The sequence below is a fragment of the Rhodospirillaceae bacterium genome (genome assembly GCA_016712715.1).
Classification (GTDB): domain Bacteria; phylum Pseudomonadota; class Alphaproteobacteria; order Dongiales; family Dongiaceae; genus Dongia.
Genome location: JADJQM010000001.1, coordinates 1,082,604 through 1,108,577, shown reverse-complemented (window position 1 = coordinate 1,108,577; position 25,974 = coordinate 1,082,604). Strand labels below are relative to the sequence as shown.

The 25,974-nt window shown below is 62.5% G+C and carries 27 protein-coding genes, 1 tRNA gene and 2 pseudogenes; 24 read left to right on the top strand and 6 right to left on the bottom strand.

The genetic code is table 11. The features are described from left to right. The first annotated feature begins 21 nt into the window (after positions 1 to 21). The 4 genes from IPK59_05555 (at position 22) to thiL (ending at position 2,662) form a co-directional block, all read left to right on the top strand. Positions 22 to 618: a riboflavin synthase gene (locus tag IPK59_05555; protein ID MBK8158256.1), complete on the top strand. Its 597-nt coding sequence runs from the start codon at positions 22 to 24 to the stop codon at positions 616 to 618. Between the two features lie 86 nt (positions 619 to 704). After that, complete coding sequence (locus IPK59_05550) at positions 705 to 1,160, top strand: 6,7-dimethyl-8-ribityllumazine synthase (protein ID MBK8158255.1); 456 nt, start codon at positions 705 to 707, stop codon at positions 1,158 to 1,160. Position 1,161: 1 nt separating this feature from the next. After that, complete coding sequence (gene nusB, locus IPK59_05545) at positions 1,162 to 1,692, top strand: transcription antitermination factor NusB (protein ID MBK8158254.1); 531 nt, start codon at positions 1,162 to 1,164, stop codon at positions 1,690 to 1,692. Beyond that, positions 1,613 to 2,662, top strand: coding sequence for a thiamine-phosphate kinase (thiL, locus tag IPK59_05540; protein ID MBK8158253.1), 1,050 nt, complete (start codon positions 1,613 to 1,615; stop codon positions 2,660 to 2,662). The genes nusB and thiL overlap by 80 nt, the downstream gene beginning before the upstream one ends. 43 nt (positions 2,663 to 2,705) lie before the next feature. Here thiL and IPK59_05535 read toward each other — a convergent pair whose 3' ends face one another. Continuing rightward, positions 2,706 to 3,314, bottom strand: coding sequence for an HAD family phosphatase (locus IPK59_05535; protein ID MBK8158252.1), 609 nt, complete (start codon positions 3,312 to 3,314; stop codon positions 2,706 to 2,708). Between the two features lie 90 nt (positions 3,315 to 3,404). On the opposite strand from IPK59_05535, the gene IPK59_05530 reads away from it, so the two are divergent. The 6 genes from IPK59_05530 (at position 3,405) to rhtA (ending at position 10,115) form a co-directional block, all read left to right on the top strand. Next, entirely contained in the window at positions 3,405 to 3,845 is a 441-nt protein-coding gene (locus IPK59_05530) for a hypothetical protein (protein MBK8158251.1), read from the top strand. Next, positions 3,842 to 5,065 carry an MFS transporter gene (locus tag IPK59_05525; protein MBK8158250.1) on the top strand — a complete coding sequence of 408 codons (1,224 nt, stop codon included), beginning with the start codon at positions 3,842 to 3,844 and terminating at the stop codon, positions 5,063 to 5,065. The genes IPK59_05530 and IPK59_05525 overlap by 4 nt, the downstream gene beginning before the upstream one ends. A 148-nt stretch (positions 5,066 to 5,213) precedes the next feature. After that, the gene (locus IPK59_05520; protein MBK8158249.1) at positions 5,214 to 5,951 is read left to right on the top strand and encodes a sel1 repeat family protein; all 738 of its coding nucleotides are present in this window, start codon (positions 5,214 to 5,216) and stop codon (positions 5,949 to 5,951) included. A gap of 24 nt (positions 5,952 to 5,975) precedes the next feature. Continuing rightward, entirely contained in the window at positions 5,976 to 6,755 is a 780-nt protein-coding gene (locus tag IPK59_05515) for a methyltransferase domain-containing protein (GenBank protein MBK8158248.1), read from the top strand. A 242-nt stretch (positions 6,756 to 6,997) separates the two neighbouring features. Beyond that, positions 6,998 to 9,073: a sodium-translocating pyrophosphatase gene (locus IPK59_05510; protein MBK8158247.1), complete on the top strand. Its 2,076-nt coding sequence runs from the start codon at positions 6,998 to 7,000 to the stop codon at positions 9,071 to 9,073. A 169-nt stretch (positions 9,074 to 9,242) separates the two neighbouring features. Then, complete coding sequence (rhtA, locus tag IPK59_05505) at positions 9,243 to 10,115, top strand: threonine/homoserine exporter RhtA (protein ID MBK8158246.1); 873 nt, start codon at positions 9,243 to 9,245, stop codon at positions 10,113 to 10,115. Between the two features lie 15 nt (positions 10,116 to 10,130). Here rhtA and IPK59_05500 read toward each other — a convergent pair whose 3' ends face one another. Then, the gene (locus IPK59_05500) at positions 10,131 to 10,646 is read right to left on the bottom strand and encodes an outer membrane protein assembly factor BamE (protein MBK8158245.1); all 516 of its coding nucleotides are present in this window, start codon (positions 10,644 to 10,646) and stop codon (positions 10,131 to 10,133) included. 217 nt (positions 10,647 to 10,863) lie between these two features. Here IPK59_05500 and IPK59_05495 point away from each other — a divergent pair, with 217 nt between their 5' ends. The 11 genes and pseudogenes from IPK59_05495 to IPK59_05445 all read left to right on the top strand — a co-directional run bounded on the left by IPK59_05495 (position 10,864) and on the right by IPK59_05445 (position 18,392). Further along, positions 10,864 to 11,463 (top strand): ubiquinol-cytochrome C chaperone family protein, encoded by a 600-nt coding sequence (locus IPK59_05495; GenBank protein MBK8158244.1) that lies wholly within the window; start codon positions 10,864 to 10,866, stop codon positions 11,461 to 11,463. Positions 11,464 to 11,465: 2 nt separating this feature from the next. Next, positions 11,466 to 12,023 carry a DUF177 domain-containing protein gene (locus IPK59_05490; protein ID MBK8158243.1) on the top strand — a complete coding sequence of 186 codons (558 nt, stop codon included), beginning with the start codon at positions 11,466 to 11,468 and terminating at the stop codon, positions 12,021 to 12,023. A 132-nt stretch (positions 12,024 to 12,155) separates the two neighbouring features. Further along, positions 12,156 to 12,350, top strand: a complete 195-nt coding sequence (rpmF, locus tag IPK59_05485) for a 50S ribosomal protein L32 (GenBank protein ID MBK8158242.1) — start codon at positions 12,156 to 12,158, stop codon at positions 12,348 to 12,350. Positions 12,351 to 12,391: 41 nt separating this feature from the next. Beyond that, the gene (gene plsX / locus IPK59_05480; protein MBK8158241.1) at positions 12,392 to 13,441 is read left to right on the top strand and encodes a phosphate acyltransferase PlsX; all 1,050 of its coding nucleotides are present in this window, start codon (positions 12,392 to 12,394) and stop codon (positions 13,439 to 13,441) included. Positions 13,442 to 13,498: 57 nt separating this feature from the next. Further along, a complete protein-coding gene (locus IPK59_05475) occupies positions 13,499 to 14,473 on the top strand; it encodes a ketoacyl-ACP synthase III (GenBank protein MBK8158240.1) in 975 nt (324 codons plus the stop codon). A 128-nt stretch (positions 14,474 to 14,601) separates the two neighbouring features. Further along, positions 14,602 to 14,910 (top strand): integration host factor subunit alpha, encoded by a 309-nt coding sequence (locus tag IPK59_05470; GenBank protein MBK8158239.1) that lies wholly within the window; start codon positions 14,602 to 14,604, stop codon positions 14,908 to 14,910. After that, positions 14,907 to 15,527, top strand: a complete 621-nt coding sequence (locus tag IPK59_05465) for a MerR family transcriptional regulator (protein ID MBK8158238.1) — start codon at positions 14,907 to 14,909, stop codon at positions 15,525 to 15,527. The genes IPK59_05470 and IPK59_05465 overlap by 4 nt, the downstream gene beginning before the upstream one ends. Before the next feature lie 194 nt (positions 15,528 to 15,721). Next, positions 15,722 to 15,799, top strand: a tRNA-Pro gene (locus IPK59_05460). A 476-nt stretch (positions 15,800 to 16,275) separates the two neighbouring features. Further along, a pseudogene (locus IPK59_05455) lies at positions 16,276 to 16,617 on the top strand (DJ-1/PfpI family protein). Next, positions 16,601 to 16,843, top strand: a complete 243-nt coding sequence (locus IPK59_05450) for a DJ-1/PfpI family protein (protein ID MBK8158237.1) — start codon at positions 16,601 to 16,603, stop codon at positions 16,841 to 16,843. The pseudogene IPK59_05455 and the gene IPK59_05450 overlap by 17 nt, the downstream one beginning before the upstream one ends. Positions 16,844 to 17,813: 970 nt before the next feature. Further along, entirely contained in the window at positions 17,814 to 18,392 is a 579-nt protein-coding gene (locus tag IPK59_05445) for a GNAT family N-acetyltransferase (GenBank protein ID MBK8158236.1), read from the top strand. 83 nt (positions 18,393 to 18,475) lie between these two features. Here the strand turns inward: IPK59_05445 and IPK59_05440 are convergent, their stop codons facing one another. Beyond that, positions 18,476 to 18,787: a helix-turn-helix transcriptional regulator gene (locus tag IPK59_05440; GenBank protein ID MBK8158235.1), complete on the bottom strand. Its 312-nt coding sequence runs from the start codon at positions 18,785 to 18,787 to the stop codon at positions 18,476 to 18,478. A gap of 133 nt (positions 18,788 to 18,920) precedes the next feature. On the opposite strand from IPK59_05440, the gene IPK59_05435 reads away from it, so the two are divergent. The 3 genes and pseudogenes from IPK59_05435 to IPK59_05425 all read left to right on the top strand — a co-directional run bounded on the left by IPK59_05435 (position 18,921) and on the right by IPK59_05425 (position 22,240). Then, positions 18,921 to 19,250, top strand: a complete 330-nt coding sequence (locus IPK59_05435) for a nuclear transport factor 2 family protein (GenBank protein ID MBK8158234.1) — start codon at positions 18,921 to 18,923, stop codon at positions 19,248 to 19,250. A gap of 111 nt (positions 19,251 to 19,361) precedes the next feature. Beyond that, positions 19,362 to 21,563: pseudogene (locus IPK59_05430) on the top strand (esterase-like activity of phytase family protein). A gap of 359 nt (positions 21,564 to 21,922) precedes the next feature. Continuing rightward, positions 21,923 to 22,240, top strand: coding sequence for a hypothetical protein (locus IPK59_05425; GenBank protein ID MBK8158233.1), 318 nt, complete (start codon positions 21,923 to 21,925; stop codon positions 22,238 to 22,240). Positions 22,241 to 22,375: 135 nt separating this feature from the next. On the opposite strand, the gene IPK59_05420 is transcribed toward IPK59_05425, so the two are convergent. From IPK59_05420 to IPK59_05410, 3 genes are all read right to left on the bottom strand, one after another. Continuing rightward, complete coding sequence (locus IPK59_05420; protein ID MBK8158232.1) at positions 22,376 to 23,221, bottom strand: FecR domain-containing protein; 846 nt, start codon at positions 23,219 to 23,221, stop codon at positions 22,376 to 22,378. Positions 23,222 to 23,419: 198 nt separating this feature from the next. Continuing rightward, entirely contained in the window at positions 23,420 to 25,405 is a 1,986-nt protein-coding gene (gene parE / locus IPK59_05415) for a DNA topoisomerase IV subunit B (protein ID MBK8158231.1), read from the bottom strand. A 129-nt stretch (positions 25,406 to 25,534) separates the two neighbouring features. Beyond that, positions 25,535 to 25,939, bottom strand: coding sequence for a pentapeptide repeat-containing protein (locus IPK59_05410; GenBank protein ID MBK8158230.1), 405 nt, complete (start codon positions 25,937 to 25,939; stop codon positions 25,535 to 25,537). Positions 25,940 to 25,974: the final 35 nt, after the last annotated feature.

Sequence of the window (25,974 nt, the reverse complement as noted above, 5' to 3'; positions counted from 1 at the left end):
GGCTAAGACACGGATATTGAAATATGTTTTACTGGAATCGTGACCGACCTCGGCACCGTCCGGTCGCTGCGGCAGGGCGCCGTCACGCGCCTTGAGATCGTCACCACCTATGATACGGCCGATATCGCCCTTGGCGCCTCGGTCGCCTGCAATGGCTGCTGCCTCAGCGTGGTCGAAAAGGGGCCGGATTGGCTGGCTTTCGAGGCGGCGCAGGAGACCCTCAACGTCACCACGCTGAAGGATTGGCAGGTAGGACACCGCATCAATCTTGAACGCCCGACCAAGGTCGGCGACGAACTGGGCGGTCATATCGTGGCTGGCCATGTCGACGGTATTGGCACGGTGGTGGTCGCCGCTGAAGACAGAGGCAGCTTGAGGTTGACCATCGAAGCCCCTGAAAATCTGGCAAAATATATCGCCTCCAAAGGGTCGGTCACGATCGACGGCGTGTCGCTCACCGTGAACGAGGTGGCCGGTCGGCGCTTCGGTGTCTGCCTTATCCCGATCACCCGCGAGGCCACCAATCTCGGCAAGGCCATGGTCGGCCAGCGGGTCAATCTCGAGATCGACCTCATCGCCCGCTATGTGGCACGGCTCTTGGGCCAGGATGGAAACTAAGCGGGGACGGAAACTAAAGCGATCCTCGACCTTGCCGACCGAAGCCGCTAAGAAGGCGCCAACAATCCCTTCAGAGTTTAGGAATTATGACCGCTAAGCCACATATCATGGTTATTGAGGCCCGCTTCTATGAGGACCTCTCGGACGCCCTGTGGGAAGGTGCCGAGCGCGCCTTGACCACGGTCGGCGCCACCTATGAACGCTTCACCGTTCCTGGCGCGCTGGAGATCCCAGCCATCATCCGCCTGGCCCATCTCGCAGCCGAGGCCGGAAAGATGAAGAAGCCCTTCGACGGTTTCGTGGCGCTGGGCTGTGTCATCCGGGGCGAGACTACCCATTACGAGACCGTCTGCAACGAGAGCGCCCGTGGCCTCATGACGCTTGCCACCGATTTTGGCCTCTGCATCGGCAACGGCATCCTCACCTGCGAGAATGACGCGCAGGCCTGGGTTCGCGCCAAGGCCAACGAACTCGACAAGGGTGGCGGGGCCGCCCTCGCTGCCCTCAGCCTGATTGCCGCGCGCAAGCGTCTGGTGTCCTGAGATGGCCGAGGAAAAAGCCCTCTCGGCCAAGGAACGCAGCCAGCAATTGGCGCTGGAACGCCGGGCGGCGCGTTTGGCCGCCGTCCAGGCGCTTTACCAGTGGGAACAGACCGGCGCCAAGCCGGATGTGATCATCTCCGAATTCAGCGTCCACCGCATCGCTCGCCGCCCCCAGGAGGGCGAGGATGCCGAATTGCCGCCGGCCGACCGCAAGCTCTTTGCCGAGCTGGTCCGGGGTGTGGCGTCCGGTGTGTCCGAACTTGATGACATGCTCTCCGCCGTCATCTCCGACGAATGGCGTGTCGAGCGGCTGGAATCGATCCTGCGCGCCATCATGCGCTGTGGCGCCTTCGAACTGGCCCATCGCCAGGACGTGCCGCCCAAGGTTGTCATAAGCGAATACGTGGCCGTGGCCGACGCCTTCTTCGGCGAGAAGGAAACCGGCATGACCAATGGTGTCCTCGACAAGCTGGCGCAGTCCCTGCGCCCGGGTGAGATCGGAACGGGACGCGGTGGCAAGACTACCGGGTGAGTTCGACCTCATCGCGCGCTACTTCGCGCCGCTGGCGGCCGGCATGCCCGGCGCCCTTGGCCTCACCGACGACGCCTGCACCCTGACGCCGCCACCGGGCCAGGAACTGGTCCTGACCGTAGACGCCCTGGTAGCCGGGATCCACTTCCTCCCAGAGGACCCGCCTGATCTCGTCGCCCGCAAGATGCTGCGCGTCAATCTCTCCGATCTCGCCGCCAAGGGTGCGACCCCCCTCGGTTATCTGATGGCGACTGCCTTCTCGCCCGATATCGACGAGGCCTGGGTCGCGGCCTTCACCCGCGGCCTTGCCGCCGACCAGGCGGAATTCGGGCTGGGCCTGATGGGCGGCGACACGGTCGCAACCCCCGGGCCGCTCACTTTGTCGCTCACCGCCATCGGTTCCGTGCCCACGGGCCGTGCGCTGCGCCGCAACGGCGCGAAACCGGGCGACGTCGTGCTGGTCTCCGGCACCATCGGCGATGGCGCGCTTGGTCTCAAAGTACTGCGCCACGAATTCCTGGATGCACCGGCGGATGACCGGCATTTCTTGAGCGATCGCTATCACCTGCCGCAACCGCGCGTGACCCTTGGTCAGGCCTTGCTCGGGACCGGCCATGTCCACGCCATGATGGATGTGTCCGATGGGTTGGTGGCCGATCTCACCCATATCGCCGAGGCTTCCGGCGTCGGCGCCATCCTGCGCGCCACCGATGTGCCGCTCTCTGACCCGGCGGCGGCGATCCTCGCCGATCAACCGGACCTGCTGCCGCTGCTCCTCACCGGCGGTGATGATTACGAACTGCTGCTCACCGCATCACCCGATGCGGTCGCCGATCTCCTCGGCCTCGCCGCCGAACTCGATGTACCGCTCACTGTGATCGGCGACATCGTCTCTGGCCGGGGTGTCGATGTCATCGACCGCGACGGCGCCGCGCTTGAAATCGGCAGCAGCGGCTTTCGGCATTTCTAGCTATTGCGTCATGGTCCGCGAAGGCGGACCATGACGATTTAGATCAAATCCCCAACCCCAATCCCCGTAGTTCCTCCAGCGCCGTCCCGTCATTGCGGAAATGCACTGCCTTTATGCCGAGCCTGCGTGCGGCCTCGATGTTGGCCGGATTGTCGTCGATGAAGGCGCATTGCGCCGGCGGCAGGTCGATCTGCTCCAGGAGATGGTGATAGATCGCCGGGTCCGGCTTCACCATCTTGAGATGCCCGGAAACGGCGACATATTCCATGTGCTTCACGAAGGGCAGATGATGCTGACGCGTGTCATAGGTCTCCGCCGACCAATTGGTGAGGCCATAGGCCGGGATGCCTGCGGCGACCACCCTCTCCAGAATGTCATGACCTTCGGCGACCGGCCCTGACACCATCTCGTCCCAGCATGCGTGGAAGGCTTCGATCAGCGGCGCATGCTGCGGATGCTCTGCGCTCAACTGCGCGATCGCCTCGGCCCAGCTGCGGCCGCGATCCTGTTCCAGGTTCCAGGCCGGGCTGCAGACATCGCGCAGGAACGCGCGGCGCGCCTCGGGGTCCGGGATCAGCCGGCGATAGAGATTTTCCGGGTCCCAGCCGACGAGGACATTGCCGAAGTCGAAGATGACGGCGCCTATGGCAATGAAAATCCTCTGCTTTCGGGGAATCAGTGCGTTCGTGTAGAGGGGCTGTCGCGTTGCCCGAAATCAATCCCGGCGCGTTCCGGTAGGTGCATGAAGAAAATCATCATCCTCCTTGTGATCCTGCTCCTGCTCGGCGGTGGCGCCGCGGCGGTGTGGTGGTTCTTCTTGAAGCCACCCGAAGACGGCGCCCCGGTCGTCGAGGAAGTGCCCCCGCCGGTCCTCTCGCAGATTGATCTGCCGCTGATTTCCATCTCGATCATCAAGAACAACAAATCGACCCAGCGCATTGATTTCCTGATCTCCCTGGTCTTCGATGCGCCCGAGAAGCAGGCCCTGGTGACGGAGCGCATGCCGCGCCTGAGCGACGCCATCGTCACGGAACTCCACAGCCTGCTGCCGCGCAAGATGGTAGAGCAGGGCGGCTTCGACCGGGTCTTTCTGGAACAGCGGCTGACCAAGATGGCGGAGGAGAAGTTCGGCGCCGGCACCTTCTACAAGATCTATATCCGGGACATGCAGGTCTATAAATGACCGCAGCACCCCTGCCGGTCGTCAGCGCGCACCGCGCCGTCTTCGTATTGGCCATGGCGCAGGCCACCGCGATGATCTGCAACTCCATCATGATCGTCACCTCGGCCCTCACCGGCCAGATGCTGGCCGCGGACAAGGGCTGGGCGACATTGCCGCTCGCCTGCCAGTTCATCGCCACCATGCTCACCACCTTTCCGGCCTCCTTTCTGATGAAGCGCATCGGCCGCAAGCAAGGCTTCATCATCGGCGCCCTCATCGGCATCCTGGGCGGCCTCGTCATGGCGGCCGGTTCCTACATCGCCAGCTACTGGCTGTTCACGGTTGGCAACACGATCTTCGGAATCTCCGCAGCCTTCACGCTGTTCTACCGCTTTGCCGCGGCGGAAGCGGCCGACGATGCGTTCCGGCCCAAGGCGATTTCGCTGGTTATGGCGGGCGGTGTCATCGCTGCCGTGCTTGGCCCCGAATTGTCGAAGGCGGGGCAGGATTTCCTGGCGCCCCATCTCTTCACCGGCGGCTTCGTTTTTATCGTCGGTCTCTCGGTATTGGTGGTGCTGCTGTTATTGCCGCTCCATCTGCCGCCGATGGCCGACGACAAGGCCGCCGGCAGGGATGGGGTGAAGCCGGCAGCGTCGCGGCCTCTCCTCGAGATCGTGCTGCAACCGCGCGCCCTTTCCGCGATCGTCGCGGCCATGCTGGGCTATGGCGTGATGTCCTTCGTGATGACGGCGACACCCCTTGCCATGCGCTTCTGCGGCTTCGATCTCAAGACCGGCATCGCCTTCGTCATCCAGGGCCATGTGCTGGCGATGTTCGCGCCCAGCTTTGTTACCGGGCATATCATCCGACGAGTGGGCGAGTTCAAGGTCATGGCCGCCGGGGTCCTCTGCTATGCCGGCTGCATCGCCATGGGCATGGCCGGCATCGACATCCACCATTTCTGGCTGGCGCTTGTGCTGCTGGGGCTCGGCTGGAATTTCCTCTATGTGTCCGGCACCAGCCAGCTCACCAAATGCTACCGGCCGTCGGAGCGGGCGAAGATCCAGGCCTTCAACGATTGCATGGTCTTCTCCGGCGTGGCGGTCTGTTCCTTCATCGCCGGCACCGTCGAGCAGGCCTTCGGCTGGGATTGGGTGCTGCGCGGTGCGATCGTGCCGGTGGTGCTGATCGCCCTGGCGCTGCTGTTTGGGTGGCGGCGTGAGCGAGTGACCGCGTCCTGAACCACCTCGTCATCCGAGCTTGATCCGCTGACCAAGTCAATGTGATTGCCCGGTATGCATCGTGATTGCAATTTTTTGCCGAATTTGATCGTATCGCACTCGCCGGTAAAATCCCATGCCCCTTTGGCAACTGCTCGCGGGAAAATAGATGTCACTCCAGTTATATCGGGTCGTTATCAACCTCTCGTTCGGAGCAATGTGTTTTCTTCTAGTTTCGTCCGCATCTGCTGATACGAGCAGCGGTCTTGATGCTTTTGAGAAAGGCGATTTCCAGAAAGCACACGCACTGTTGTTGCCACTCGCTGAGACAGGTGACGCCGACGCAGAGTATGCCGTCGGCCTCATGTACTTGAAGGGATTGGGCCTTGAGCAAGAGGTTTTAGCTGCGCGTTTTTGGATCGCAAGATCTGCCGAACGTGGAAATACTGCCGCAAGCGACGCGCTTCAGAAGATAGAAGACCTGCTTGAGCAAAAATATTCCAGAGGGCTTCCTCGCGTGGACGGCGCTGACGGTTCATCCCGGGAGCGCGCAATCTTTCTCCCCGATGCTCATAGCGAATCGGCAGGAATTCGCACAGAACACTTGATCGTTGGCTTCTTTTTTTTCGGGGTGGACGTGGAAAGCGCAGGCTGTGATGAATGGCCCATCAGTGCGCATTTACGACGTGATCACCTTGGAGAAAAGTGGCGCTCAGCGCGATATCTATTTCGATATTACGAATTGGTTCGGGCAGAGGGACTAATTTCGTTAGAACTTAAAGCGTGGAAAATAGCGCCAGAGGAAGGATTTGAGCCGCCTCCCAAGGAATCGTTATCCCCGAGCTTGACCCGGGGATCCACTGTCGCCGTTGATAGTGTGGATCACCGAGGCAAGCCCCGGGGATGACGCGTAAAGAGGCGGGCCACTATGATGACCGAGACCCACGAAGAATATGACGGCCGCATGCTGACCTTGCTCCAGATGATCTGGGGCGAGGGGTTTCTGTCGCCGGGCGGTCCACAGGCTGTGCGCGACATTGCTGCCGGGATCGATCTTGGCGGCAAGCGGGTGCTCGATATCGGTTGCGGCCTCGGTGGGCTCGACCAGGTACTGCTCATGCTCGGCGCTGGCCACGTCACCGGCATCGATGTTTCGCCCGGCATCGTCGAACGGGGGCAGGAACGCATCCGCCGCTCCGGCCTCAACAAGAAGATCGAGATCAAGCTGGTGGAACCCGGCCCACTCCCCTTCGCCGATGCGAGCTTCGATGTGGTGTTCGGCAAGGATGCCTGGTTGCACATCCCCGACAAGGTGGCGCATTTTGCCGAGGTGCGCCGCGTGCTGAAGCCCGGCGGGCGCATCGCCGCCGGCGACTGGATGAAATCGCCGGGGCCTTACAGCCGCGACATGGCATACTTCTTCGAGATGGAGGGGCTCACCTACCATCTCGTCACCCTGGCCGCGTATGGCGAGCTGCTGCACGGTGCGGGCTTCACCGACATCCGGCTTGAGGACATCACCGACCATTACCGCGCCGAGGCACATGAGGAACTGGCCCGCATGAAGGGCGAGCTTGCCGGCATGATGCTGGCGGAGCTCGGCGAGGCCGGGAATGCCCATTTCATCGAAGACTGGCGCTCCCTGACGGTTGTACTCGATAAAGGCGAACTGCGCCCGGCCAGGATATGGGCCACGAAACCCGCTGCCTAGCCGTCGCTGCGGCGCAACATCGCGCCGACTCGGAATTTTGATGGTGCTGTCGTGGGTTGGCAGCCATCTGGATGCCAGCGGCCCGGTGCCGGGCGGTCCGGTCAGTTGCAACGGCATGCCTATTCCTTTATGTTCCGGCCACTTTTAATGATTGCCGCAGGTGACTTTGAGCGCCCACCCAAGGCCCTCGACCGACCCCAAGCGGCAACCTGCCAACTCAATTCTGAATAGGGGATGCAAGAATGGATTCGTGGCTTTGGGGAGTAATCGCCTGCGGCGTCTTCGCGCTGCTGTACGGCATCTGGGCGACCAGATCCGTCCTGGCGGAGAGCGCCGGTAATGCGCGCATGCAGGAAATCGCTGCAGCGATCCAGGAAGGCGCCAATGCCTATCTGAACAAGCAGTACACAGCCATCGCCATCGTCGGCGTCATTGTGGCCGTGATCCTTCTGGCCTTCCTGACGAAATTGGCCGCACTCGGCTTCGTCATCGGCGCCGTCCTCTCGGGCGTCACCGGTTATATCGGCATGAACGTTTCGGTCCGCGCCAATGTGCGCACGGCCGAAGCGGCGCGCCGCGGCATGGCCCCGGCACTCGATGTTGCCGCGAAATCGGGCGGCATCACCGGCATGCTGGTGGTCGGCCTCGGCCTCATCGGCGTCGCTGGTTATTACGGCATCCTGAAATCCTCGGGCGTCGAAATGCGCGCGATGCTGGAAGCGCTGGTCGGCCTCTCCTTCGGCGCCTCGCTCATCTCCATTTTCGCCCGCCTTGGCGGCGGCATCTTCACCAAGGGCGCAGATGTCGGCGCCGATCTGGTCGGCAAGATCGAAGCCGGTATCCCCGAGGATGATCCCCGCAACCCCGCCGTCATCGCCGACAATGTCGGCGACAATGTCGGCGATTGCGCCGGCATGGCGGCCGATCTGTTCGAGACCTTCGCGGTCACGGTGGTCGCCACGATGCTGCTGGGCTCGATCTTCTTCACCGGCCCGGCCCAGGAAATGCTGATGCTGCTGCCGCTGCTGATCTGCGGCGCCAGTGTCATCGGTTCGGTGGTCGGCATGTTCGCCATCAAATTGGGCGCCAGCCAGAACATCATGGGTGCCCTCTACAAGGGCCTCATCACCGCGAGCGTCATCTCGATCATCATCATCGCGGGGCTGGTTCACACCCTGTTCGGCTTTGGCCTGATCGAGGGTACGGAGCTTACCGGCGGCGCCATTTTCTGGTGCGCGGTCATTGGTCTCGCAGTTACCGGCCTCCTGGTCTGGATCACCGAATACTACACCTCGACGGCTTACCGTCCGGTGCGTTCGGTGGCGCAGGCCTCGACCACGGGCCATGCCACCAACATCATCCAGGGTCTCGCGGTTTCGATGGAAGCCTGCGCGCTCCCCGTGCTGGTGATCTCGGCGGCGATCGTCGCGGCCTTCAGCTTTGGCGGTCTCTATGGCATCGCCATCTCTGCCACCACCATGCTGTCGCTGGCCGGCATCGTCGTCGCCCTCGACGCCTATGGCCCGGTCACGGACAATGCCGGCGGTATCGCGGAAATGTCAGAACTGCCGCCGGAAGTGCGCAAGGTGACGGATGCTCTGGACGCGGTCGGCAATACCACGAAGGCCGTGACCAAAGGCTACGCCATCGGTTCGGCGGCCCTTGCGGCCTTGGTGCTGTTCGCGGCCTATACCGAGGATCTGAAGCACTACTTCCCGCAGCTCATCGATGTTATCAAGTTCGAGCTGAATAACCCCTACGTGGTCATCGGCCTGTTCATCGGCGGCGCCTTGCCGTTCATGTTCGCCTCCATGGGCATGATGGCGGTGGGTCGTGCGGCGGCCTCGGTCGTCGTCGAAGTGCGCCGTCAGTTCAAGGAGATCCCGGGTATCATGGAAGGGACAGCCAAGCCCGAATACGGCAAGGCGGTCGCCATGCTGACCACAGCGGCGATCAAGGAGATGATCATCCCCTCGCTGCTGCCGGTGGCTGCACCCATCGTCCTCTACTTCGTGGTGGCGGCGGTCTCGTCGCAGGCCGAGGGCTTCATCGCACTTGGCGCCATGCTGCTGGGCACGATCGTCACGGGCCTCTTCGTCGCCATCCAGATGACCTCTGGCGGCGGTGCCTGGGATAACGCCAAAAAGTACATGGAAGACGGCCATCACGGCGGCAAGGGCTCCGACGCCCACAAGGCCGCGGTGACCGGTGACACGGTCGGCGATCCCTACAAGGATACTGCCGGTCCCGCCGTCAACCCGATGATCAAGATCACGAACATCGTGGCCTTGCTCCTGCTGGCGGCACTCGCCCACTAAGCAGGTCGCTCATCGCTGAAACGGAGACCCCCGGCCGGGACATCGGCCGGGGGTTTCTTTTGTCGCCTGATCGCGCCTGCAAACTGTATCCCAGGGCCGGACGCTTCTGGCCCTTGCGCCTTGCTGGGCGCCACCGCACTTTCTTCTACCGCTAATTCTGGATCGCCCGATGAAAACCGCGACGTCTGTCCTGCTGCCCGTGGGCGCCCTGCTGATCGCCATGGTGTCGATCCAGGCAGGTGCCTCCTTTGCCAAGGGATTGTTTCCGCTGGTTGGCGCCGAGGGCACCACGGCCCTGCGTCTCGGACTCGGCGCCCTGATGCTGACCATCGTGCTGCGACCCTGGCGCACGACCTTCACGCGGCGCAACTGGCGTGCGGTAGTACTCTATGGCGTCATCCTCGGCGCCATGAACCTTCTCTACTACCTTTCGGTAGCACGAATCCCGCTCGGCATCGCGGCAGCGCTGGAGTTTACCGGGCCGCTCGCTGTGGCTGTCTTTTCGTCGCGCCGACGCCTCGACTTCGTCTGGATCCTGCTCGCGGCCGTGGGGCTCCTGCTGCTGCTGCCGATCGGCGAGTCCGTGCATGCGCTCGATCCCTGGGGCGTCGCGCTGGCGCTTGGCGCCGGTGTCGGCTGGGCGCTCTACATCATCGTCGGCAAGAAGGCAGGGGCGGAGCATGGCGGTTATACGCCGGCCCTGGGCATGATCATCGCAGCGCTCGTCGTGCTGCCGGTCGGTATCGATCACGCAGGCGCCGCGCTGCTCAGCCCCGCCATCCTTCCCATGGCATTGGTGGTCGCGGCCCTGTCGAGTGCCGTGCCCTTTGCCTTTGAGATGGTGGCGCTTCGCCGCCTGCGGGCGCAGACCTATGGCACGCTGACCAGCCTGGAACCGGCGATCGGCGCCTTCGCGGGCCTCGTCATTCTACAGGAAGCCTTGCCGATCATTCAGTGGGTGGCGATCGGTCTTATCGTCTGCGCCTCGGTCGGCACGACCCTGACTATGACGCCGGAGCCGGTGATACCGCTGCCCGATTAAGTGGCGCGTTGGCGACTAGACGCCGCCGGGGGCGCCCGTGGTTCCGGTGGGGCCTTTCTTGGGTCCACCCTCATCCGGGCTGAAGCGGCCGAGATTGCCGAGCATTTGCTGGATGATGGTCAGTTCATTGCCGTGGGTCGGCGTCTGGCGGTCGACCATGGCGACCAGGCGGCCGTCGCTCTTGTCATAGACCTTCATGTCCTGGACGATGCCCTGGCTGTCGAAGGCAATGGCCAGCACGCCCTGATCGATGACGTCGGGTTCGAAGAAGGCGGTCTGGCTGGTGCGCTTGGACACGTAATACCAGATGTCGTCACCGAAGGTGCCGGTTGTCGAGGGGGAACCCAGCAGCTGCTCGACCCGGTTCTTGTCGTCTTGACCCGGCTGGATCTGCACGACCTCATCTTCGTCCGGGACATTGCCATGCTGGAGGATCTTGGCCTGGCAGCCGGTCAGCACGATCGCAAGTCCGACAGCGCCGGCCAGGAGAGCCGTGCGGAAGGGGTGGGTGCTGCTGCGACGGTCGGCCATGGGTCGGGTTCCGGGAACTGCCAAATGTGTTGCGCCCGCGTCGGCCCGAAAGTACGGTCCTCGAAATTCCGCTGGCAAGCGGTGGCAAATTCGCACCAGCGCCGGCGGACGTCAAGGAAATGGCTCGGGATAGGGTGCCGCCATGGCGCTACCCGCTATACCGACCGCGGTCCGCTGGCCCGGGTCAAGCCAGGGTCAATACTGAGAAGGTTTCAAATTGGCACAATCGGCTTTAGGCGGCCTTATCTCCCGACTCCTGCAGGGGCCGGGCGAAGTCAAACAGGTGGCGGCAAAGCTGTTCAACCGGCTGGTGTCCCAGGCGCGGGAGCGCGTGTTCTACGAGCGTCTTGGCGTGCCGGACACGGTCGACGGCCGCTTCGACATGGTAGCCCTGCACACCTTCCTCATCTTCCAGCGCCTGAAAGGGCAGGGGGACCGCTCGGCGATCCTCTCCCAGGCGCTATATGATGCACTCATCAACGACATGGAAGCGTCTCTCCGGCAATTGGGGGCTGGCGATATCGGCGTCGGCAAGCGAATCCGCGTGATGACCGAGGCGCTGCAGGGCAGAATTAATGCCTATGAGAAGGCGCTGGCGGGTAGCCAGATCGAGATCGAGGGAGCGCTCCGCCGCAACCTCTATGGCACCACCGACCCCGACATGGATGCCGTCCGCGCCGTCGCCAACTATCTGCGCCGCGCCAAGGATCTGGCCGACACGCAGCCGATCGATCGCATCATGCGGGGCATTTTTGACTTCCCGTCTTTGCCCAATGTGGCTGGATCAAGTGGCCAATCAAGCTATGGATTGGATTGAGGATGACACAGCAACCTACTGATATTTCAGTTTTCTCACGCATCATCGAGGCGAGCTCGGTGAGTGCCCGCAGCTCCGAGCGCCAGCTTGAGGCCAACCCGGCGGAACGCGCGGCGCTGGCCGACGTGCTCGACCTCCAGGCCATGGACAGGCTCGTGGCGAAGCTTGCCTTGCGCCGTTTGAGCTCCGGGCTGATCGAGGTCAAAGGGGCCCTGGAGAGCGAGGTCGTACAGACCTGCGGCGTCACCCTCGAACCCGTACCGGCGAAGGTCGCCGAAACCTTCCGCCTCACCTTCGGCGATGCCCAGCCGGAACCGGACCTCAGCGAAATCGACATCGATTTCGAGGATTCCGACCCGCCGGAACCGATTCTGGACGGCAAGATCGACCTCGGCGCCCTGGTGGCGGAGCAGCTCTCATTGGGCCTCGACCCCTATCCCCGCAAGGAGGAGGCAGCCCTGCCGCAGGAATTTGCCCCCAATGAAGCTGAGATCGCCGCCGAAAACCAGCTGGCAGGCAAGCGCAAGCCTTTCCTGGGGCTGGATAAATTGAGGAAATAGGAAATCCAGGCCTGTACCGGTGCAAAAGGCCCGGTCTCGGCAAGACGCTTGCCATCCCCGGGGATTTTCGTTATCTACCCGCCCATTGGCGGCACGCTTGCCGCCGCTATTTTTTTGTGAAGAGAGTGGATCATGGCAGTCCCCAAGAAGAAAACCAGCAAGTCGCGCCGTGACATGCGCCGCAGCCACCATGCGCTGACGGTCACGACCTCGGCCGAATGCCCGAATTGCGGTGAGCTGAAGCGCCCGCACCATGTCTGCGGCTCCTGCGGTCATTATGATGGCCGTGAGGTTGTCGCGCAGGGCACCGAGGCAGACGCAGCGTAACTCCAGACCCGCTGCTATGATGGCCGGGAAGGAGTGACGGGGTGAGCACCAGCCTGGCTATATCTCTAGACGCGATGGGTGGCGATAACGCTCCTGATATGGTGATCAGGGGCGCGGAGATCGCACGCCAGCGTTTCCCCAATGTCCACTTCCTGATGTTCGGCGACGAGGCGAAGCTCAAGCCGATGCTTGATGCGCTGCCTGCCCTCGCCAAGGTCTGCACAATCCGCCATACCGATTCCGTCGTCTCCATGGACGACAAACCGAGCCAGGCCCTGCGCGGTGGCCGCCAGAGCTCGATGCGTCTTGCCATTGATGCCGTCCATAACGGCGAAGCCGGGGCCATGGTCTCGGCCGGCAATACCGGCGCCCTCATGGCCATGGCCAAGTTCGTCTTGAAGACCATGCCCGGCATCGACCGCCCGGCGATCGCTTCCTTCTTCCCGACCATGCGGTCGGAAAGTGTGATGCTCGATCTCGGCGCCAATGTTCAGTGCGACGCCAACAATCTCGTCCAGTTTGCCGTCATGGGGAATGTGTTCGCGAGACTCGTTCTCGGCGTCCAGCAGCCCAGCATGGGCATCCTCAATGTCGGCGCCGAAGAGCTCAAAGGCCATGACGCGGTCAAGGTGGCGGCCGCTATCCTGCGCGACGTGCCGCTGCCCGGCAAATTCGTGGGCTTCGTCGAAGGTGACGATATCGCCAAGGGCACGGTCGATGTGGTGGTGACCGACGGCTTCACCGGCAACATCGCCTTGAAAACCATCGAAGGCACGGTAAAGCTTTACGGTCATTGGCTTAAGCAGACTTTCTCAGCCACTTTGTGGTCCAAGATCGCCTATCTTTTTGCCCGTCCCGCCCTCAACGGCCTGCGGGCCCAGGTCGATCCGCGCCGCTATAACGGGGCGATTTTGATGGGTCTCAACGGCATTTGTGTCAAAAGCCATGGCGGCACCGATTCCTATGGTTTTGCCAACGCCATCGGAGTTGCGGTAAACATGGTGCAGAATGACGCCATGGAGCGCATGAAGCAGGATTTCGCCCAATTGATGGCTGTGCCCGGGGCGGAAGCCGTCGCTGCGGCGCTCTAGACCAGCGACCATTCACTTTTCAGAACGTCTCTTTCAAAGATTGGCCCCAGATTAGCCATGGCCCGCAGATCCCTTCTTCTTTCCGCCGGCAGCTATCTCCCCAAGGAGATCCTGACCAATGCGGAACTCGCCAAGCGCGTCGACACCACCGATGAGTGGATCTCGCAGCGCACCGGCATTCGCCAGCGCCATATCGCGGCCCCCGGTGAGCTGACCTCCGACCTCGCGGTCCATGCGGCCGAGCAGGCGCTCCACCATGCGGGCCTGCGCGGCGCCGATATCGACATGCTGATCCTCGCCACGACCACCCCGGACCATACCTTTCCGGCCACCGCCACCAAGGTCCAGCAGCGCATCGGCATGAAGGGTGGCTTCGCCATGGACGTGCAGGCGGTCTGCTCCGGCTTTGTCTTCGGCCTCGCCACCGCCGACAATTTCATCCGCGCCGGCCAGGCGCACCGCGCCCTCGTCATCGGCGCCGAGACCTTCTCGCGCATCCTCGACTGGAAGGACCGCAACACCTGCGTCCTGTTCGGCGATGGCGCCGGTGCGGTCGTGCTGGAAGCGGGGGAGGGCGACGGCACCTCCAAGGATCGCGGCGTGCTCTGCACCCATCTCTTCTCCGATGGGACCTATTACGACAAGCTCTATGTCGATGGCGGCCCCTCGACGACTCAGACCGCGGGTTTCGTCCACATGGAAGGCAAGGAAGTGTTCCGCCATGCCGTGGTCAATCTCGCGGCCGCGGTCGATGCGGCCATCGCCTCGGCCGGCATCAAGGCCGACGATGTGGACTGGCTGGTGCCGCACCAGGCGAATCGACGCATCATCGACAGCATGGGCAACAAGCTGAAGCTCGCGCCCGAAAAAGTGGTGGTCACGATCGACCGCCATGCCAACACATCGGCCGCCTCGATCCCTCTCGCACTCGCGGAAGCGGTCAATGACGGGCGCATCCAGCGTGGCCAATTGGTCCTCATGGAAGCTATGGGTGGTGGTTTCACCTGGGGTTCGGCCCTGATTCGCTACTGAATCTTCCGTGACATTGCTGAACCAATCCCTACACATATGACTACAGATCAATGTCGCTCTCTAATTGACTGATTTCAGAGTAAACGATACGCTCATTCATCAAGAGCCGACTAGAAAGGCAGGGGGAGATGAAGGGCAACACGATCACTCGCGCGCATCTGGCCGAAGCCGTCTATCAAGAGGTGGGCCTCTCGCGCAATGAATCAGCCGAGCTGGTGGACACCGTGCTCGACGAAGTTTCGCATGCGCTCGTCCGTGGCGAGAGCGTCAAGATCTCATCCTTCGGCAGCTTCCTCGTCCGCCTCAAGGGCGACCGTGTCGGCCGCAATCCGAAGACCGGCGAAGAAGTGCCGATCAAGCCGCGCCGCGTCCTCGTCTTCCGCGCGTCGCACGTGCTGAAGGACCGGGTCAACAAGGGCGCTGAAAAACAACCATGAGCTCCTCGGCAGAACGACTCCCCACCGCCGATCGGGTCCTGGGATCGGATCAGGCATCTCAGAAATCGGACTCGGTCGCGGCCCAGCGCCGCACGGCGGCCCGCCGGGTGGAGAAGGCCGCGGGCGCCTTCCGCACGATCTCGGAAGTGGCCGACGACCTCGAAGTGCCGCAGCATGTGCTCCGCTTCTGGGAGACCAAATTCCCCCAGATCAAGCCGATGAAGCGGGGCGGTGGCCGCCGCTATTACCGGCCGGAAGACGTTGACCTGCTGCGCGCCATCCGGGGCCTGCTCTATGACCAGGGCTATACCATCAAGGGCGTCCAGAAGCTGATCCGCGAGGGGGCCCTGCGCCTCGGCGCCGAATTCGCCGATGCCGAGGCCCTGGCTGGCGGGCTGGACCCCGTCGGCAACGGCCATGACGGGCTCGAATCCGGTCATCTGGCCGACGGCACCACAGACCCGACCTTGGCGGCCAGGATCGGCCAGGCTCAGGCCATGCTCGATCTGCCTCTGTTCAAGGCAGCAGCCCTCGACGAGCGCCAGATCCGTGAGGTGAAGGCCATCACCAACGAACTCGAGGAACTGCGCGACCGCCTCCGGAAAGTCCTGGGCTGAGCCTTCCTGCCGCCTGATCAGACGTCCTCCCCCCGCCCTTAATCAATCTGGGGTCGGGGCGGTTTCTTTACGTTGCGTGGGCGCTGGCCGCCCGCTATATAAAGCGCGCCGTCGGCACCCCCTAGGGATTGGAGCTTTCCAGACCCTTCGCCGGCTGGCCCGGGCCCCGTCTCACGGGCAGCCCGAAAGAGTGTCGGAGCGTGGCGCAGCCTGGTAACGTACTAGACTGGGGGGTCTAGGGGTCGCAGGTTCAAATCCTGTCGCTCCGACCATTTTCTCTCCCGTCAGCAAATCTGGAAACCGGCATCGGGCAATCGCCGCGCGCCGCCCCTTCCGGCACGCCCAAAATCGCGCTACGGTCGGCTACGACTTTCAGGAGTAGCGACAAGATCAAAGCCGTCCAATGTCGCGCTCTCCGGATTGCTTTTTTGACGACACAGTTCGGTTAGGCCCTCTATGGGCTTGATGTGGAAAAGTTCGAAGGCAGCGTGTTCTCAGCGACTGTCTTCACCTCGCTACTTCTCGTTTGGATGAATGACCGTCGCCACTCAATCGATATCGGAGCATGAAGAATGAGCAATCCAATCCAAGCCGCCGCTTTCCTGCGCATGCAGCAGTTGATGTCGGCCTCGCCGGTGCCGTCGATCTCGACGGAACTCCTCACGACGGCGGATGGCGATCTCAACCGGGAGCTCAATAGTTTTCTGTTCGACCCGCCGACCGATCCCAATCTCCTCAAAGGGAAGAGATCGCGATCTGCTGCACTAACGGCGTTGAGGAGGTCGAGATCCTGGGGGCCCATCGCTGGCTCTCCGAACATGGCGCCACGGTGCATATCGTCTCCCCGCGGATTGGCGAGTTCCATCCGACCCTGGGTCTGCGCTTCCCGCCGCAGAGCACCACGCATGTGCTGGCGATCCGGCTCATGGAAAATGCCGGCTGGCTGAAGATCGACCGCTACACGGATGAGGCCAAGGCGGCGGATTACGATGCCATCCTCTTGCCCGGCGGCTGCTGGAATCCGGACGCGCTACGCATGGACAAGCACGCGCTGGCCTTGGTGCGCGCGATGTATGAAGCCGGAAAACCCGACGGCCATCTGTCACGGCCAATGGGTGATGGTCAGCGCAAAGATCCTGAAGGGAAAGCGCGCCACCGCCGTCTGGAACATCCAGATCGATCTGGAGAATGCCGGTGCCGTGGTCTCGGATGAGCCTTGCGTTGTCGACGGCAATCTCATCACCGCCCGCTTTCCCTACGACCTGCCGCGTCTCGTGAAGGCCCTCGTCCAGCAATTGGTGTCAGCGAAAGCGTGATTTCACGCGCAGCGGCCTTCTTCGCCTTACTATCTCTCGCATGGAGATAGATTTCGGAGCGACGGTCTCGCTCCAACGGGAGGCCGTGAATAACGCGATGACGATAGCTCGAAGGAGCAAAGGCAATGAAGATGAAATTTCAGAAATCTGGGGTCAGACTCCTTTTTTTCTACAACGATGCTCAACGGGAAAACGAAGGTTAAGGTCAAGAAAGAGTGGGCCGAGACTGAGAAGGGGGGCTTCTGCCCCATGGTCGGACGAAAAGCCCGTTCTCTTGAATGGCAATGACAATGCTATTCGGGTCGATTCCCCCAAAGGCGCTCGCCAAAGCCATTGATCTGATCATAGCTAAGACGGGTGAGGGCGCTTACGACGCGGTGCTTGAAGTCGCCGTCGCTCGTGTCGCGAAAGATGCCAACGCCGCCAAGGGTGCGCCCTCAAGTTCTTACCATTTTTAAAGCGTCTCTTTACGGCGTGCCTGGAGCGTCTTTGTCCGCGCAGGAGTACAACGTGTCTTCAAAAGCGCACTGAGCATCAACACAATAGCGACTTAACTTCACCGCCTTCTTGTCGTTGTAGAGACTGCATCCTCGTGCTGCTTCAGCGTCGATCTCAGACTCTGGTGTCACCCCACGGAGTCCGCGGACCTTCACCATGCTCTCATTGATGTCGGAAATGGCGGCCTTGGATCCCACGCACCCGATCAACAGTAAGCAAGCCCCCAATGCGATCACTCTCTTGTTCATAGCATCCCCCGATGGTGTTTCGGATTAGAAACACAACCTATCCAATTGTGGGCGAGGGAAGTCAATAGGTTCAATAGGTGCCCCGAGGGAGCGGATACCCCTTGATGGTAAAACGTGGTCAGAGCAACCGAGTCAGATACCGATTTCGACCAATATCCACACCCACAGCGCGCCCACCGCTAGCACCGATCTGCTGCTGGCCGAGGTCGAGACTCTTGGCGCCGATGCGCTGCGTGGTCTCGCTCAACCGGCCACTGTTTCTCCGCCTGTCGCCGGAGCCGCGATGGAGTGAAGGGAGGCACGGAGCCGTCCCGGAAAACAAAACAAGGAAAACCAGCAACAATGCTCTTGATTGCAAGGAGAGTCCGGATCAGCCGGAGGTCGCCCGCCTGCTTTGCCTCGCCGATGCGCGGGCGGCAGCACTCTATCCGACGGAGAACCGTCATGGCGCCAGCGTGGCGGATCTCATTTCCCAGGGTGTCCGCTTCTTTGTCGCGCGGTCGGACGCTGCCGTTATCGGCTGCGGCGGTTATGCGATGCAGGGGGAGAATGCCTCCGAATTGAAGCGCATGTTCGTCGAGACAGCGGCACGGGGCGGCGGCGTTGGCCGTGCGCTGCTGCGGACGATCGAAGAGGCGGCGCGGGCGGAGGGGGTCCGTGTGATGCGGCTGGAAACCGGTATCCAGTCAGTGGAAGCCCGGTGGCTCAATGGCAGCTTGGGCTACCGCGCGCGCGGACCTTTTGGCGCCTATGGCCCAGACCCGCTGAGCGTGTTCATGGACAAGGACCTCCTGGCCGAATGAGCCATGGCGCCCATGCCTTGGCCGCCCTCTCCGATCCGGTCACGGTGTTGCGCCTGTCACGCGGATGATGGTTCGCCTGCCTGTTATGCCGGCAACGCCGCCCATTTCAGCAGCGCATCCAGCGCCGGGCAAAGCGCCTGGCCCCAATCGGTGAGGCTGTACTCGACTTTCGGCGGCACCTGATGGTGGACGAGGCGGCGGACGATGCCATCCTTTTCCATCTGGCGCAGTTGCTGGATCAGCATCTTCTGCGAGATGGCGGGAATGGCGCGCTCGAGATCGGAGAAGCGCAGGGTCTTGCCGCCGAACAGGTGAAACAGGATGGTGAGCTTCCAGCGTCCTTCAAGGATTTTGAGCACCTGCTCGACGCCGTCGGCGGCTGTCGCCGGCGTCAGGGCCTCCACGACCTTACCTGAAGGTAAGTACCCAACTTTTTCGTGCGTACTTGTCATCGGGAAAGGTTAGCTGCATCTCTCTCGGTGAGCAAGGCGCGTGGCTGCGCGCGCCTAAATCCAAGAGGAGATATCCATGACCATCGATCTGCCCCAGCCGATCGCCGCCTATGTGGCGGCCGACAATGCCGACGACGCGGACGCCATTGCCGCCTGCTTTGCCGCCGATGCCGTCGTGCGCGATGAGGGGCACGTCCATGAGGGGCGTCAGGCAATCGTGGCCTGGAAGGCGGCCGCCAAGCGGAAATACCAGTATACCAGCGAGCCGCTCACCTGCATTACGCGGGACGGCAAGACCGTGCTCACGAACCGGGTCACCGGCAATTTCCCCAACAGCCCGATCGACCTCACCTTTGTGTTCACCATCGCGGATGGAAAGATCACACAGCTCAAGATCGGCGCCTGATCAAGATCGGCACCTGAGCGATCACCAATCCGTCACATCGCCGCAATCCCGCGGTCATGATTCGGCGCTACGCCTCAGCTTTCCGCGAAATACAGGATGGGGGCTGAAACCATGACACGCGTCGCCAGGACGACTTTGCTTGCGGCACTTTTCGCATCGACCGCGCTGACACCGGCCTTGGCCGACAGCTTCAACCGGATCGCGACCTTCCATGTCGTCGACAATCTGCCGGCGGATGCCGATCCCGCCAAGGAAACCGTGTCCGAAATCATCGCCGCCACCGAAGACGGCATGACCCTTGTCTACACCGACAGCCCCGGCGAACGCATCGGCCTCGTCGACATTGCGGACGCGAAGGCACCGAAGCCGGCCGGCACCGTGGCGCTGGGTGGCGAGCCAACCTCGGCCGTCGTCATCGGCGGCACGGCCCTGGTCGGTGTGGTCACCTCGCCCGCGAAGGACAAGCCCGCGGGCCATGTCGCCATCGTCGATCTTGCGACCAGGCGGTGAGCGCCACCTGCGATCTCGGCGGCCAGCCGGATTCACTGGTACTGAGCCCCGACAAGAAATTCCTCGCCGTCGTCATCGAGAACGAACGCGATGAGGAGGTGAACGAAGGCGCCCTCCCGCAATTGCCGGGCGGCAATCTCACCATCTTCTCCCTCACCGATGGCGCCGTTGATTGCGCATCGAAGAAAGTGGTCGATCTCACCGGCCTCGCCGCAGTGGCGCCGGAAGATCCGGAACCGGAATATGTCGACATCAACAGCCGCAACGAAGCCGTGGTGACGCTGCAGGAGAACAACCATATCGCGATCGTCGACCTGGCGGCCGCCAAGGTGACCGCACATTTCACCGCCGGTACCGTTGATCTCAAGAACATCGACACCGAGAAGGACAAGGTGATCTCCCTTACCGGATCGATGGACGGCGTCGCGCGCGAACCCGATACCGTGCAATGGGTCGATGACGACCGCTTCGTCACCGCCAATGAAGGCGATTGGAAGGGCGGCAGCCGCGGCTTCACCATTTTCAACAAGGATGGCAGCGTCGATTTCGACAGCGGCACCGCGTTCGAGTATTTGACCGTGCGCCTCGGCCACTATCCCGACAAGCGCAACAAGAAGGGCAACGAGCCGGAAGGGGCGGAAGTAGCCACCTTCGGTGCCGATCGGCTCCTGTTCGTGGCCTCGGAACGCGGCTCGCTGGTCGGCGTCTATCAGGATGCGGGTGCCGGCAAGGAGCCGACCTATCTTCAGGCGCTGCCGGGCGGTATCGGGCCGGAAGGATTGCTCGCCTTGTCGGCGCGCAATCTGTTTGTGACCGCCGCCGAAAACGATCTCCGCGCCGACGGCCTCATCGGCGCGGTCGTGACGATCTATGAACGGAGCGCTGCCCCCGCCGCCTATCCGACCATCGTGTCGGCCAATGGCGACGATGGCTTGCCGCTCGGCTGGACAGCCCTCTCGGGCGCCGTGGCCGATCCGACACTGCCGGGCATCCTCCATGTGGTGAGCGACAGCGCGCTTGCGGAAGCACGCATCATGACCGTCGATGCCACCGCGAAGCCTGCCAACATCACCAGCGCGCTCACCGTCACCAAGGACGGGGCGCCGGCGAAGCTGCTCGATCTCGAGGGCATCGCCATGGCGACGGATGGTGGCTATTGGCTGGCCTCGGAAGGCAATCCTGAACGCGAGAAGGACCCGACCGAGAACCATCTGCTTAAGGTGTCGGCAGCGGGCGTCATCGAACAGCAGATCGCCCTGCCGAAGGATCTCGCGGCACAGGCCGTGCGCTTCGGCTTCGAAGGCGTCGCCGTCACCGGCACCGGTGCCGACGAAATCGTCTGGCTGGCCGTCCAGCGCGAATGGAAGAACGACCCGAAGGGCATGGTGAAGCTGCTGGCTTACAAACCTGCGGATCAGAGCTGGGGCCAGTTGCACTATCCGCTCGACAAGGCGGGGAAGGGCTGGACCGGCCTTTCCGGAAGTCACCGCCACCAAGGATGGCCTCGTCTTCATCGAACGCGACAACCAGGCCGGCCGCGAGGCTACTGTCAAGCAGCTGACCTTCGTTGCGTCGGCCGAGCTGGCGCCGGTGCCGCTCGATGCCGCCGCGGTGCCCGTCGTGAAGAAGTCGCTGCTGCGCGATCTGCTGCCCGACCTTTCCGCTCCCGGCGGCTACGTGCTCGACAAGGTTGAGAGCTTTGCCATCGATGTGGCTGGCAATGCCTTCGTCATCACCGACAATGACGGCGTCGACGACCATTCCGGCGAAACGCAGTTCATCCCGCTCGGCAAGATCAACTGACCGGCGGGCGGGTCCAGCCCTGTCGCACGAACGAAGAATCCGCGCCGTCCGGCGCGGATTCCTGGGCATTTGACACGCATTGTTTGCATCCCCTGGGCTGGCGCCGGGCGTGGTCGGAACGCGGCCAAAGCCACGGTCTTGCTGGCTTTTTGGTCCGGCCCCTGCGGCGGCAAGTCGCGGATATTTCGATCAAATATGCGGGAAAAGCTCTTTCGCACACATTTGTGTATCCGGGAGGAAGATTCGCTGGTTCATTTCCGGACGCGGAAATGCGATAAGGGAGACGGAAACAACAGTTGAGGCGAATGCAGTCCTTTTTAGGGGCTGGGCGGCTTGGCCTTCGCTATAGCGAGAATGTGATGATTGACGCTCCTGAGACTTTGCAACCATTTGTACCTCATGCTGATGGCGACGCCGGGAACGGCAACGCCATCAGTCTTTCTCTGGCCGATCTGCTGCCCGATAGCGGTGGCGCCATCGTCATAGAAGGCGATGGGCTGGATCTTTCCGTCCGCATCATGACCGACGAACCGGTGATTGACGCCGGTGTCATCGATTCCCTGGTGACGGCGACCGGTGAAGATGTTTCCGGGCATGCTTTCTTTGCCTTCAGCAACGGCACCACGCTCTATGCGCCGCGCGAACTGGATCTGTTGATCGTCAATCTCGACATTTGACTGACCACATCGCGGCCTAGACTAACCCCCGTCTACCACTGATCCACGGCCTGGCGCTTCTGGGCTCCGCTGTCATGTCCGTCTGCTGGCGTGTCCTCAGGCCGGACCCAGCCGGGTTTGCCACCTGATCGCGCCTCAGGTGTTGCCGCCGTTACTGTCATGTTCATGATTGTTGTCGTTGTCATGCTCATGTGTCTGACCGCGGTCGCGGTCCCGCCGCTTGCATGAAAACGTATCCGGGTCCGGGCAGTTCTGTTTCCCGGGCTTGGACTTTCCCTGCTCATTGTCGGGTGCGACCGGCTTGGCCGCCGGGGCGAGGTCGAGCGCCGGGGCGGTGCCGAGATCGAAGCCCCGCTCCGGGCCAGGCACCTCGGTGGCTGCCATGAGCGCCGCCACCTGCGCCTCGTTCCAGCGGGTAATCTGCCCCAGCCCCTGATCGGTCACCGTGACGCCCAGCGTGCGGGTGAGCGTGGTGGCGCTGACCCCGGAAACCTCATTCTTGCGCACACCGACGCGGCCCGAGAGGACCAGCACGTCGCTTTGCACGGCATTGGCGAGGATGCCCCATTCCGTGCCGCGCACGGCCGTGATCGCCCGGGGCGTGCGGATTTCAAAGCGTGATTTTGATGTCGCCGGCGCTGCGAACGCCCGCAACGCACCCAGCCACAGATCGAGGCCCACCTGGCGGTCGGTCCCCGGGCCGGCGGACACGACATTCTCGATCGACAACTCGGATTCCGAACCGAGGTTGATGATCGATCCGTCGATCAACTGCACCCGTACACGGCTGCTGGCATCGGTTTTCAGCCTGTCACCGGGCTCAAGCGCCGCGCCCAGTACCAGGGGCGCCGAGGCGGCACCGCGCGTGACCTCGACATTGCCCGACAGTTTGACAACCTGGGCAACAGGGTCGGCCCAGGCAAGGCTGGTCGACACCAACAGGGCGAGCACTCCCCAAGAGAGTTCGCGTAAGCACATCATTTTCAAGATCCGTCTCAAGATTTTCTAGCGTAGGCCACACAATACGGCGCGTCCAGACGCGTCGGCTGGTCCTATGACTTAAGGATAGGATTTGTGCCAGGCGCGCGGAAGCATCGGCCGTCACATGTCGGTCGACCGGCAGCCTGGCTTGGTTCGGGAGCGACTCACACGCCAATGAGAGTGTTGGGCGATCTGGGCTCAGATATCCAGATTCTGGGCGAAGCGGGCATTTTCCTGGATGAACTGGAAGCGCATCTCGGGCTTGCGGCCCATCAGACGTTCGACAAGATCGGCGGTCTCGCGGGCTTCGTCGCGCTCTTCCTCGTTATACTTGTGCGGGATGCGCACCTTGAGGAGCGAGCGAAAGCGCGGGTCCATCGTCGTTTCCTTGAGCTGCGATGCCGGCATTTCGCCGAGGCCCTTGAAGCGGCTGATCTCGACCTTGCCGCGGCCGGAGAACTCACCTTTGAGCAGCGCTTCCTTGTGGGCATCGTCGCGCGCATAGGCGACCTTGCCGCCTTGCGCCAGCCGATAGAGCGGCGGCTGCGCCAGGAACAGATGGCCGTTCTCGATGAGCTGCGGCATCTCGCGATAGAAGAAGGTCATCAGCAGCGAGGCGATATGCGCACCGTCGACATCGGCGTCAGTCATGATGACGACCTTCTCGTAGCGCAAACGCTCTTCGCTGTATTTGTCGCGGCTGCCGCAGCCTAGTGCCTGGATGAGATCGATCAGCTCCTGATTGCCGGCGAGCTTGTCGCTGGTGGCGGAGGCGACGTTGAGGATCTTGCCGCGCAGGGGCAGGACCGCCTGAGTTTCACGATTGCGCGCCTGCTTGGCGGAGCCGCCAGCGCTGTCGCCTTCCACCAGGAAGATCTCGGTCCCGGCCATCGCATCCTTGGTGCAATCGGTGAGCTTGCCGGGCAGGCGCAGCTTGCGGGTCGCCGTCTTGCGCGACAGCTCCTTGTCCTGCTTCTTCCTGAGGCGCTCCTCCGCCTTTTCGATGACGCGGTCGAGGAGATCCTTGGCGCGGCCGGGATCGTTCGACAGCCAGTGGTCGAAATGATCCTTGATCATGTTGTCGACCAGGCGCGCTGCCTCGGGGCTGGAGAGACGTTCCTTGGTCTGGCCCTGGAATTGCGGATCGCGGATGAACACCGACAGCAGCATCGCGGCATTGCCGCAGATATCGTCCGACGTCACCAGGCCGATCTTGCGATTGCCGACCAGGTCGCCATAGGCCTTCAACGAACGGGTGAGCCCGGTGCGCAGGCCGCTCTCATGGGTGCCGCCTTCCGGCGTCGGCACCGTGTTGCAATAGGAGCTCATGAAGCCGTCTTCATCGACCGGCCAGGCGATGGCCCATTCGACGCGGCCCTGCTCGTCGGGGAAGTCGGCCTGGCCCGCATAGGGGGCCGCGGTGATGGTCTTGCGCGTCCCCAGGGTCATGCCGAGATAATCCATGAGGCCGCCCGGGAAGTGCAGCACGGCCTGCGCTGGCGTATCGTCGCCGTCATGGATCAAGGTCGGGTCGCACGACCAGCGGATCTCGACGCCGCGATAGAGATAAGCTTTCGAGCGGCACATGCGATAGAGCCGGCTCGGCTTGAAATGAAGCTGCTGCCCGAAGATTTCCGGATCCGGATGGAAGCGGATCGAGGTGCCGCGGCGATTGACGTTGCCCTCGTTCTTAAGCTTGGTGACCGGCTTGCCGCGCTTGTAATGCTGCACCCAGAGCTGCTTGTCCTTGGCCACCTCGACGACGAGATCGTCGGAAAGCGCATTCACCACCGAACTGCCGACGCCGTGCAGGCCGCCGGACGTCTGGTACACCTTGCCGCTGAACTTGCCGCCGGAATGGAGGGTGGTGAGGATCACTTCGAGTGCCGACTTGTCCTTGTACTTCGGATGCGGATCGATCGGAATGCCGCGGCCATTATCGCGTACCGTCACGTAACCATCGGCGCCCAGTTCCACCTCGATGCGGCTGGCGTGACCCGCCACGGCTTCGTCCATCGAGTTGTCGAGCACTTCGGCGACCAGGTGGTGGAGGGCGCGCTCATCGGTCCCGCCGATGTACATGCCGGGACGGCGGCGGACGGGCTCAAGACCCTCCAGAACCTCGATATCCTTGGCGGAATAATCGCCGCCCTTCTTGGGCGTGCCTTCGAAAAGATCGCTCATGGGACTCCAGACCGTACTCGACTCGTTCGCGCCAGCTGGCGCCAAGTGGCGCAGTGATACCCAGCCAAGGCCGATGACCGCAAGAACTGCGTTGGCCTGTTTTATCTATTTGATTTAAAAAGGAAAATATTACTCGGGCGGCTGGTTGCTGCCAGGATGTCGACAGGAAAGGGCCCGGTGCAGCACCTCCGGTGCCACCTCGACCCCCATCAGATTGGCACGCCACAGGTCGGCGCCATCAAGATTGGCACCGGACAGATTTGACCCCTTGAGGTTCGCGTCGGAGAGATCGGCCCCCGCGAGGTCGGCATCCTTGAAATTGGCCCCGGCGAGATTGCAACCAGCGAGATTGGCACCCTGCAGCTTGCTCTCCGACAGATCGGCGCCGGAAAAGTCGCAGCCGGCGAGATTGGCCATGGAGAGATCGAGCCGCGGCAGCTTGAGGCCCGAGAGATTGCGTCCCGTAAAATCCGCCCGTTCACCGCCGGCACCCCGCAGCCAGTCGTGATGCGACCGGAGGATATCGAGCAGCATCCGCAGATTGCGCGATTTTGCCGCACGCTCGGCGG

Coding starts and splice junctions, on each gene's coding strand:
- IPK59_05550 (MBK8158255.1), top strand. CDS start 705: ATGACCGCTAAGCCACATATCATGGTTATTGAGGCCCGCTTCTATGAG.
- nusB (MBK8158254.1), top strand. CDS start 1,162: ATGGCCGAGGAAAAAGCCCTCTCGGCCAAGGAACGCAGCCAGCAATTG.
- thiL (MBK8158253.1), top strand. CDS start 1,613: ATGGTGTCCTCGACAAGCTGGCGCAGTCCCTGCGCCCGGGTGAGATCG.
- IPK59_05530 (MBK8158251.1), top strand. CDS start 3,405: ATGAAGAAAATCATCATCCTCCTTGTGATCCTGCTCCTGCTCGGCGGT.
- IPK59_05525 (MBK8158250.1), top strand. CDS start 3,842: ATGACCGCAGCACCCCTGCCGGTCGTCAGCGCGCACCGCGCCGTCTTC.
- IPK59_05520 (MBK8158249.1), top strand. CDS start 5,214: ATGTCACTCCAGTTATATCGGGTCGTTATCAACCTCTCGTTCGGAGCA.
- IPK59_05515 (MBK8158248.1), top strand. CDS start 5,976: ATGACCGAGACCCACGAAGAATATGACGGCCGCATGCTGACCTTGCTC.
- IPK59_05510 (MBK8158247.1), top strand. CDS start 6,998: ATGGATTCGTGGCTTTGGGGAGTAATCGCCTGCGGCGTCTTCGCGCTG.
- rhtA (MBK8158246.1), top strand. CDS start 9,243: ATGAAAACCGCGACGTCTGTCCTGCTGCCCGTGGGCGCCCTGCTGATC.
- IPK59_05500 (MBK8158245.1), bottom strand. CDS start 10,646: ATGGCCGACCGTCGCAGCAGCACCCACCCCTTCCGCACGGCTCTCCTG.
- IPK59_05490 (MBK8158243.1), top strand. CDS start 11,466: ATGACACAGCAACCTACTGATATTTCAGTTTTCTCACGCATCATCGAG.
- rpmF (MBK8158242.1), top strand. CDS start 12,156: ATGGCAGTCCCCAAGAAGAAAACCAGCAAGTCGCGCCGTGACATGCGC.
- IPK59_05475 (MBK8158240.1), top strand. CDS start 13,499: ATGGCCCGCAGATCCCTTCTTCTTTCCGCCGGCAGCTATCTCCCCAAG.
- IPK59_05470 (MBK8158239.1), top strand. CDS start 14,602: ATGAAGGGCAACACGATCACTCGCGCGCATCTGGCCGAAGCCGTCTAT.
- IPK59_05465 (MBK8158238.1), top strand. CDS start 14,907: ATGAGCTCCTCGGCAGAACGACTCCCCACCGCCGATCGGGTCCTGGGA.
- IPK59_05450 (MBK8158237.1), top strand. CDS start 16,601: ATGAAGCCGGAAAACCCGACGGCCATCTGTCACGGCCAATGGGTGATG.
- IPK59_05445 (MBK8158236.1), top strand. CDS start 17,814: ATGCGCTGCGTGGTCTCGCTCAACCGGCCACTGTTTCTCCGCCTGTCG.
- IPK59_05435 (MBK8158234.1), top strand. CDS start 18,921: ATGACCATCGATCTGCCCCAGCCGATCGCCGCCTATGTGGCGGCCGAC.
- IPK59_05425 (MBK8158233.1), top strand. CDS start 21,923: ATGATTGACGCTCCTGAGACTTTGCAACCATTTGTACCTCATGCTGAT.
- IPK59_05420 (MBK8158232.1), bottom strand. CDS start 23,221: ATGATGTGCTTACGCGAACTCTCTTGGGGAGTGCTCGCCCTGTTGGTG.
- parE (MBK8158231.1), bottom strand. CDS start 25,405: ATGAGCGATCTTTTCGAAGGCACGCCCAAGAAGGGCGGCGATTATTCC.
- IPK59_05410 (MBK8158230.1), bottom strand. CDS start 25,939: ATGCTGCTCGATATCCTCCGGTCGCATCACGACTGGCTGCGGGGTGCC.